7 protein-coding genes and 1 rRNA gene are annotated in these 6,320 nt (G+C 62.9%); 5 read left to right on the top strand and 3 right to left on the bottom strand.

What is annotated here, in order from left to right:
• A 5S ribosomal RNA gene (rrf, locus tag QM797_RS13405) occupies nt 1–90 on the top strand; the annotation flags it as partial.
• A gap of 311 nt (nt 91–401) precedes the next feature.
• On the opposite strand, the gene QM797_RS13400 is transcribed toward rrf, so the two are convergent.
• Nucleotides 402–1,991, bottom strand: a complete 1,590-nt coding sequence (locus QM797_RS13400; RefSeq protein WP_283276095.1) for an adenylate/guanylate cyclase domain-containing protein — start codon at nt 1,989–1,991, stop codon at nt 402–404.
• A 42-nt stretch (nt 1,992–2,033) separates the two neighbouring features.
• On the opposite strand from QM797_RS13400, the gene nucS reads away from it, so the two are divergent.
• Complete coding sequence (nucS, locus tag QM797_RS13395; RefSeq protein ID WP_283276094.1) at nt 2,034–2,705, top strand: endonuclease NucS; 672 nt, start codon at nt 2,034–2,036, stop codon at nt 2,703–2,705.
• A 41-nt stretch (nt 2,706–2,746) separates the two neighbouring features.
• Nucleotides 2,747–3,064 (top strand): Rv1322 family protein, encoded by a 318-nt coding sequence (locus QM797_RS13390; RefSeq protein WP_032375952.1) that lies wholly within the window; start codon nt 2,747–2,749, stop codon nt 3,062–3,064.
• 28 nt (nt 3,065–3,092) lie between these two features.
• Here QM797_RS13390 and QM797_RS13385 read toward each other — a convergent pair whose 3' ends face one another.
• Together QM797_RS13385 and mce are read right to left on the bottom strand one after the other, a co-directional pair.
• Entirely contained in the window at nt 3,093–4,043 is a 951-nt protein-coding gene (locus tag QM797_RS13385; RefSeq protein ID WP_283276092.1) for a coiled-coil domain-containing protein, read from the bottom strand.
• Between the two features lie 59 nt (nt 4,044–4,102).
• Entirely contained in the window at nt 4,103–4,585 is a 483-nt protein-coding gene (gene mce, locus QM797_RS13380; RefSeq protein WP_371833973.1) for a methylmalonyl-CoA epimerase, read from the bottom strand.
• 104 nt (nt 4,586–4,689) lie between these two features.
• Between mce and QM797_RS13375 the strand changes: the two genes are divergently transcribed.
• Together QM797_RS13375 and QM797_RS13370 are read left to right on the top strand one after the other, a co-directional pair.
• Nucleotides 4,690–5,880, top strand: coding sequence for an acetyl-CoA C-acetyltransferase (locus tag QM797_RS13375; protein WP_283276090.1), 1,191 nt, complete (start codon nt 4,690–4,692; stop codon nt 5,878–5,880).
• 67 nt (nt 5,881–5,947) lie between these two features.
• Nucleotides 5,948–6,319, top strand: a complete 372-nt coding sequence (locus QM797_RS13370) for a DUF3817 domain-containing protein (RefSeq protein ID WP_283276089.1) — start codon at nt 5,948–5,950, stop codon at nt 6,317–6,319.
• Nucleotide 6,320 lies beyond the last annotated feature (1 nt).

Raw genomic sequence — 6,320 nt, 5'->3', positions numbered from 1 at the left:
CCCGGTCCCATTCCGAACCCGGAAGCTAAGCCCTCCAGCGCCGATGGTACTGCACTCGACAGGGTGTGGGAGAGTAGGACACCGCCGAACACATATTCCAGAATGCCCCGACCTTCACGGTCGGGGCATTCTGCATTTCGAAACCACCACCCCCACAACCGAACCCGTTGCACACCGATTGCCGCTCGACCCTCACCCACCACGCTCGCGATCGGACACTGACGAAGTCCCTACATCGAACACACACGTGAGCCATTGTCGGACGCGAGCAGTATTCGCCGGCGAATACGTGAGCATGCGAGACACGCGCGTACGTGTGCGCATCAGTGTGACGGCACGGGCTCACCGCCAAAGCAGTTGCCGCTGCACAGGATTCGTTGGTTCAGTAGATTGGTTCGGCGTCAGGCGTGAAGGGCTTCGGGCTCATCCGCCACGACCTCGACGTCCTTCGGATGTGCGAGGACAGTCTCCACAGACCGTCCGCGAAGGGTGACTGCATCACCGAATTCCCAACGATGTGCTTCATCGTCAGCAGCACCGTCGACGGCAGTCTTGGACGCGAGGATGGCTCCGGGGGCATTCTTTGCCAGTTCGGAGAGGCGAGCGGCCTCGTTCACCGGGTCTCCGATAACGGTGTACTCGAATCTGGATTTTGCTCCGACATTGCCGGCAACCGCGCGTCCGGCAGCGACGCCGACTGCCGCGCTGCATTCGGGGACTTCCACCAACAACCGTCGAGCAATTGCTCTTGCCGCAGCCAGTGCGGAGCCGCTGTGGTCGGAAATGTCGTTGGGGGCTCCGAAGATAGCCAGCGCTGCGTCTCCCTCGAACTTGTTGATGAAGCCACCGTGTTCGTCTACCTCGTCGACCACGACCGCGAAGAATCGGTTGAGTAGGTCCACGACCTCGGTGGGGGGCCGGGATGCCGCTAGCTCCGTCGATCCCACTAGGTCGATGAAGAACACTGCGATATCGCGTTCTTGTCCGCCGAGTTCGCTCTCGGATTGCAACGCCTTCTCTGCAACTTCGTGTCCGACGTGTCGGCCGAACAGGTCACGGATCTTCTCTCGATCACGCACACCGTCGGCCATTCGGTTGAACCCACTCTGCAGTTCGCCGAGCTCGGTGCCGTCGTATACCGCGAGGCGGACGTCCATGTTGCCCTTCTCCACCTCGGCCATCCCTGCACGCACATTGTTGATCGGGGAGGTGGTTGCGAAGCCGCCCAGCACGGTCAACGCGAGTCCGAACACGATGGTGATGCCACCCAACGCGAGGATGGAGACCGCGAGTTGAGTCGCTGTCGTTTCAGGGTTGATGAAGCGGAAGACAGCGATGATCATCAATCCGCTGACCGGCACGCCTGTGCCCAGCAGCCACGACAGAATCGAGCGGCCCATGACTCCGGCTATACGGATCCGACGTGGGTCGCCGGCTTCGAGTGCGCGAGCCGCAATGGGGCGTAGCGCGAACTCGCTGAGCAGGTAGCTGAAGGCGCAGACAACAGTGCCACCCGCCGCGATCGTGAACGCCACCTTGGGAATCGACCTCGAATCGATGATGCCGTCGATCGTCGTGAGCAGAAGCAACGCGCCGATCCAGAGAGCAATCTGAATGCGCGTCAGGCGCCACGGCATTGCCAGGGTCGCGACTTGCTCTGATCTTGTGGGTTGGCGATCCTCGATGCCCCACCGCAGGCTGCTCAGCGCCCCTGTGGTGCCCCAAACGACGCCGACCAGGAATGCGAGAAAGACGTACACCGGGACGACGATGAAATTCACCCACCAATAGCGATCCATCTCCAGAACGTTCGGGCCGGGCACGACGACACTGATCAGTACACCCACGATGACTGCACCGATCAGGTTCGACAGGATCAGGAAGACCGTCAGCAACACCTGGATTCGGATCCGACGTCGGCGGGGCGATTCGGAGGTGTCGCCGAGCAGTCGGGAACCCAGGGGAGCGGCGGATCGTCTCAATTGCGGCATGGTCGTCACAGACTAACGGGGCGCCTGCCCTATGGTGGTCGAGTGCGTTTAGTTATTGCTCGTTGCCAAGTGGACTATGTCGGCCGTCTCACCGCACACCTCCCGTCGGCTCGGCGTCTGTTGCTTGTGAAGTCCGACGGATCGGTCAGCGTGCATGCGGACGACCGGGCGTACAAGCCGCTCAACTGGATGTCTCCGCCGTGCTGGATGGTCGAGACCACCGAAGACGAGACGATCAAATGGGTCGTCACCAACAAGGCGGGCGAGGAACTTCGCATCACCATCGACGACGTCGAGCTCGACTCGAGCCACGAGTTGGGTATCGACCCCGGTTTGGTGAAAGACGGTGTGGAGGCCCATCTTCAGGAGTTGTTGGCCGAGCACGTCAGCACCTTGGGTGATGGATACACCCTCGTTCGACGCGAATACATGACGGCTATCGGCCCGGTGGATCTGCTGTGCCGCAACGCTGATGGCGGAACAGTGGCCGTCGAGATCAAGCGCCGTGGTGAGATCGACGGCGTCGAACAGTTGACCCGGTACCTGGAGCTTCTCAATCGTGACCCGCTGCTGGCCCCGGTGAGCGGAGTTTTCGCTGCACAGGTCATCAAGCCGCAGGCCAAGACGCTGGCCACCGACCGCGGCATTCGTTGTCTCACACTCGACTACGACGTCCTACGGGGAACCGAGAGTACCGAGTTCCGGCTCTTCTGACGACTGTCGGCATCGGTCGTTCGGTTCTCTACACTGGACCGGTGCCCCGTCGTAACCAACCCCGCCGACCGAATCGGAGCGGGCCGAGTGATCTCGGTCCGGCCACCGACTCTGTACTGGGTGGCAACCGGGTCGAGGTCGGTCCGGATGGAGACACGTACACGACTCGGATGATCCCGGGTGCCAAGGCCGTCAAGACGTATCGCTGCCCCGGCTGCGATCACGAGGTGCGGCCGGGCGTCGCGCATATCGTTGCGTGGCCGTCGGACGATTTCGGTGGCGCGGACAACCGCAGACATTGGCACACCGGATGTTGGAGCGGCAGAAACACGCGAGGCCTCACCCGTCGTTGGTCGTAACGGGGGAGGCCCAGCGTGTACTGCGAATTCAGGATGCCGATTCGGCCGATTCCTTCTTGTCCTCGGCCTTCGCGGCTGCCTTCTCTTCTTCCTTCTTGAGGATTGCCGTCGGGTCGGGATTGTCGAGCAGTTCGCTCTCACGGTTGACCGAGGCGAGCATGGCCGGAACCGAATCGAGCTGGCCTCGTATTCCGAGCAGCTGTGCCAGAACACGACTACGGAGCACGCGCAGCTCCTCGGCCAGTTCCTTCGAGTGCGCGATGCGTCGCTCGGCCTGTTCACTCGCGGACTGGAGCCGTCGAGCAGACTCGGTGGTCGCCTCCTCGATGCGGCGGGCAGCATCGGCCTTGCTGGACGCTTCGAGTTCCTCGAGAGCGGTGAGCACCTTGGTGCGGCGCTCGGCCATCGTGATCTCGAAGTCTTCCTGAACCTCGGCGCGCTTGGCCTCGGATTCGGCAGCCAACTTGTCGCGCTCGGCCTGCGCGGCCTCGACCACTCGAGCTGCCTCGGTGCGCGCCTGAGCCATGGTCTGCTGGTGTTCGGCTTCGAGTGCCGTTCGGCGCTCTTCGAGTTCGGCCACCAGTGACTCGTGCCGTCCGCGCAGTCGGGCACTCTCTTGCTGCGCAACGGAAATCATTTCCTCGGACTCCGAGTGCGCCTTGGCGCGTACTTCCGATGCCTCGTCCGAGGCGAGCCGCAGCATGCGTGAGATGCGATCACTCATACCCTCCGCTGTGGTGGGCGGAACCGACAGGCGATCGATGTCCTTGCGCAGTTCGTCGATCTCGTCGCGAGCGTCGTCGAGTTGCTTGGCCAGATCACGAGCCTGGGCTGCGGCCGCATCACGGTCGGCGGTCGTCAGCCGGAGCTCGGCGTCGAACCGCTCGAAGTAGTTGGTGACTTCGTCGCGATCGAACCCCTTCCGGACGATGGAAAAGGGAAGTTGCACCGTAGAAGTGCGCTCATGATCGATGGCCATGGCCGTCAATTTACCGGTGAGTCAAGTAGAGAGCCATACGGCTGATTCACAGAGTTCGATCAGTGCGCGTCGGGGTTCGGTTCGACCAGTTCGATGAGCACGCCACCGGCGTCCTTGGGATGGACGAAGTTGATCCGAGAATCGGCGGTGCCCCGGCGCGGGGCGTCGTACAGCAACCGAACGCCGCGGGCGCGAAGCTCGGTCGAGATCTCTTCGATGTCGGTGACGCGGTACGCCAACTGCTGCAGTCCCGGGCCGTTGCGGCCGATGAACTTGGCGATGGTGGACGACTCGTCGATCGGTGCGAGCAACTGCAGTGCTGCGGACTTCTCTCCGGCACCGGGGAAGGAGAGCATCGCCTCGCGGACGCCCTGCTCCTCGTTGATCTCCTCGTGCACGGCAATCATGCCGAGGTGGTCGGTGTACCAGGTGATGGCAGCGTCGAGATCAGGCACTGCAATACCGACATGGTCGATAGCCGTCACCAGGTCGGAGCGCAGTGGAGCTCCCGTGAAAGACTGCGTGCTGGAGGTCATGGCCATGACGTTAGCGCCAGCTGCGTTTCGGTGCTCCGCCCGCCGGTCTCGGAAGGGGGCGTCGGAGCGTTGATCTCGACAAGGCCGTCTTCATACTTTCGGAGGAAATCGTGACCACAACAGTCATCGTTGCCGGTGCTCGTACGCCCGTCGGGCGCTTCTCGGGTGCACTCAAGGACTTCTCGGGATCGGACCTCGGCGGGATCGCCATCAAGGGTGCACTCGAGAAGGCCGGTGTTGCTCCGGATCAGGTCGACTACGTCATCATGGGCCAGGTTCTCACCGCTGGAGCCGGCCAGATCCCGGCCCGCCAGGCCGCCGTTGCTGCCGGTATTCCGATGACCGTGCCTGCACTGACGATCAACAAGGTGTGTCTTTCCGGCGTCGACGCCATCGCGCTGGCCGATCAGCTCATTCGCGCCGGTGAGTTCGAGATCGTCGTCGCCGGTGGTCAGGAATCGATGACGCAGGCTCCACACATGCTGGAGAAGTCGCGCGCCGGGTTCAAGTACGGCGATGTCACGATGCGCGATCACCTGGCGTACGACGGTTTGTACGATATCTTCACCGACCAGGCCATGGGCGCGCTCACCGAGCAGCGCAACCAGAGTGCCGAGGCCATCAGCCGCGAAGAGCAGGACACGTTCGCTGCCGCGTCGCATCAGAAAGCCGCTGCCGCCTGGAAGAACGGCGTTTTCGACAACGAGGTTGTCGCCGTGTCGATCCCGCAGCGCAAGGGCGATCCGATCCAGTTCACGGCCGACGAAGGTATCCGAGCCGACACCACTGTCGATTCCCTCGGCAAGCTTCGACCCGCCTTCGACAGGGCCGGAACCGTCACCGCGGGATCGGCGTCGCAGATTTCCGACGGTGCTGCCGCCGTCGTCGTGATGACCAAGGAGAAGGCCGAGTCGCTCGGTTTGACCTGGCTCGCCGAGATCGGCGCTCACGGAGTGGTGGCCGGTCCCGATTCCACCCTGCAGTCGCAGCCGGCCCGCGCCATCTCCAAGGCCTGCGAGAAGGAAGGCATCGACCCGAAGGATCTCGATGTCGTCGAGATCAACGAGGCGTTCGCAGCGGTCGGAATCGCCTCGACACGCGAGCTCGGCATCGATCCGGAGATCGTGAACGTCAACGGTGGCGCGATCTCCATCGGACATCCCCTCGGCATGTCCGGTGCCCGCATCGCATTGCACTTGGCCCTCGAGCTGCAGCGACGCGGCGGTGGAGTCGGCGCAGCCGCATTGTGCGGCGGCGGTGGACAGGGCGACGCCCTCATCGTTCGAGTACCGAAGAAGTAAGACCGCGGTGGCTCTGGTCGGGAGTGAGACCAGAGCCACTACGTTCTGTCGTAGCAAACCGGGCACAATGGCTGGCATGACCAACTTCTTCAACCTGAGCAGCACGGCCACACGTTTCCGCTTCATCGCTGTGCTCGAAGCGTTCACCTGGCTGGGACTGCTGATCGGAATGGCCTTCAAGTACATCCCCGCCGATGGCAACGAGATCGGCGTGAAGATCTTCGGGCCGATCCATGGCGGCGTGTTCGTGGTGTACCTGGGCATCGCGGTGTTGACGGCAGTGAAGTTGAAGTGGGACATCAAGGCAACACTGCTGGCGCTCGTCGCAGCGTTCCCGCCGTTCGGCACGGTGATCTTCGAGATCTGGGCCGCGCGCACCGGACGCCTCGCCGAGCTGAGCACGGGCAGGCCCGTAGCCGACGCGAAGGTTCTGTCCTGAC

This window comes from Rhodococcus sp. IEGM 1381 (assembly GCF_030056795.1).
Taxonomy (GTDB): Bacteria; Actinomycetota; Actinomycetes; order Mycobacteriales; family Mycobacteriaceae; genus Rhodococcoides.
This window is presented reverse-complemented; position numbering and strand designations above follow the sequence as displayed.

Coding starts and splice junctions, on each gene's coding strand:
- QM797_RS13385 (WP_283276092.1), bottom strand. CDS start 4,043: ATGGCCATCGATCATGAGCGCACTTCTACGGTGCAACTTCCCTTTTCC.
- QM797_RS13370 (WP_283276089.1), top strand. CDS start 5,948: ATGGCTGGCATGACCAACTTCTTCAACCTGAGCAGCACGGCCACACGT.
- QM797_RS13400 (WP_283276095.1), bottom strand. CDS start 1,991: ATGCCGCAATTGAGACGATCCGCCGCTCCCCTGGGTTCCCGACTGCTC.
- mce (WP_371833973.1), bottom strand. CDS start 4,585: ATGGCCATGACCTCCAGCACGCAGTCTTTCACGGGAGCTCCACTGCGC.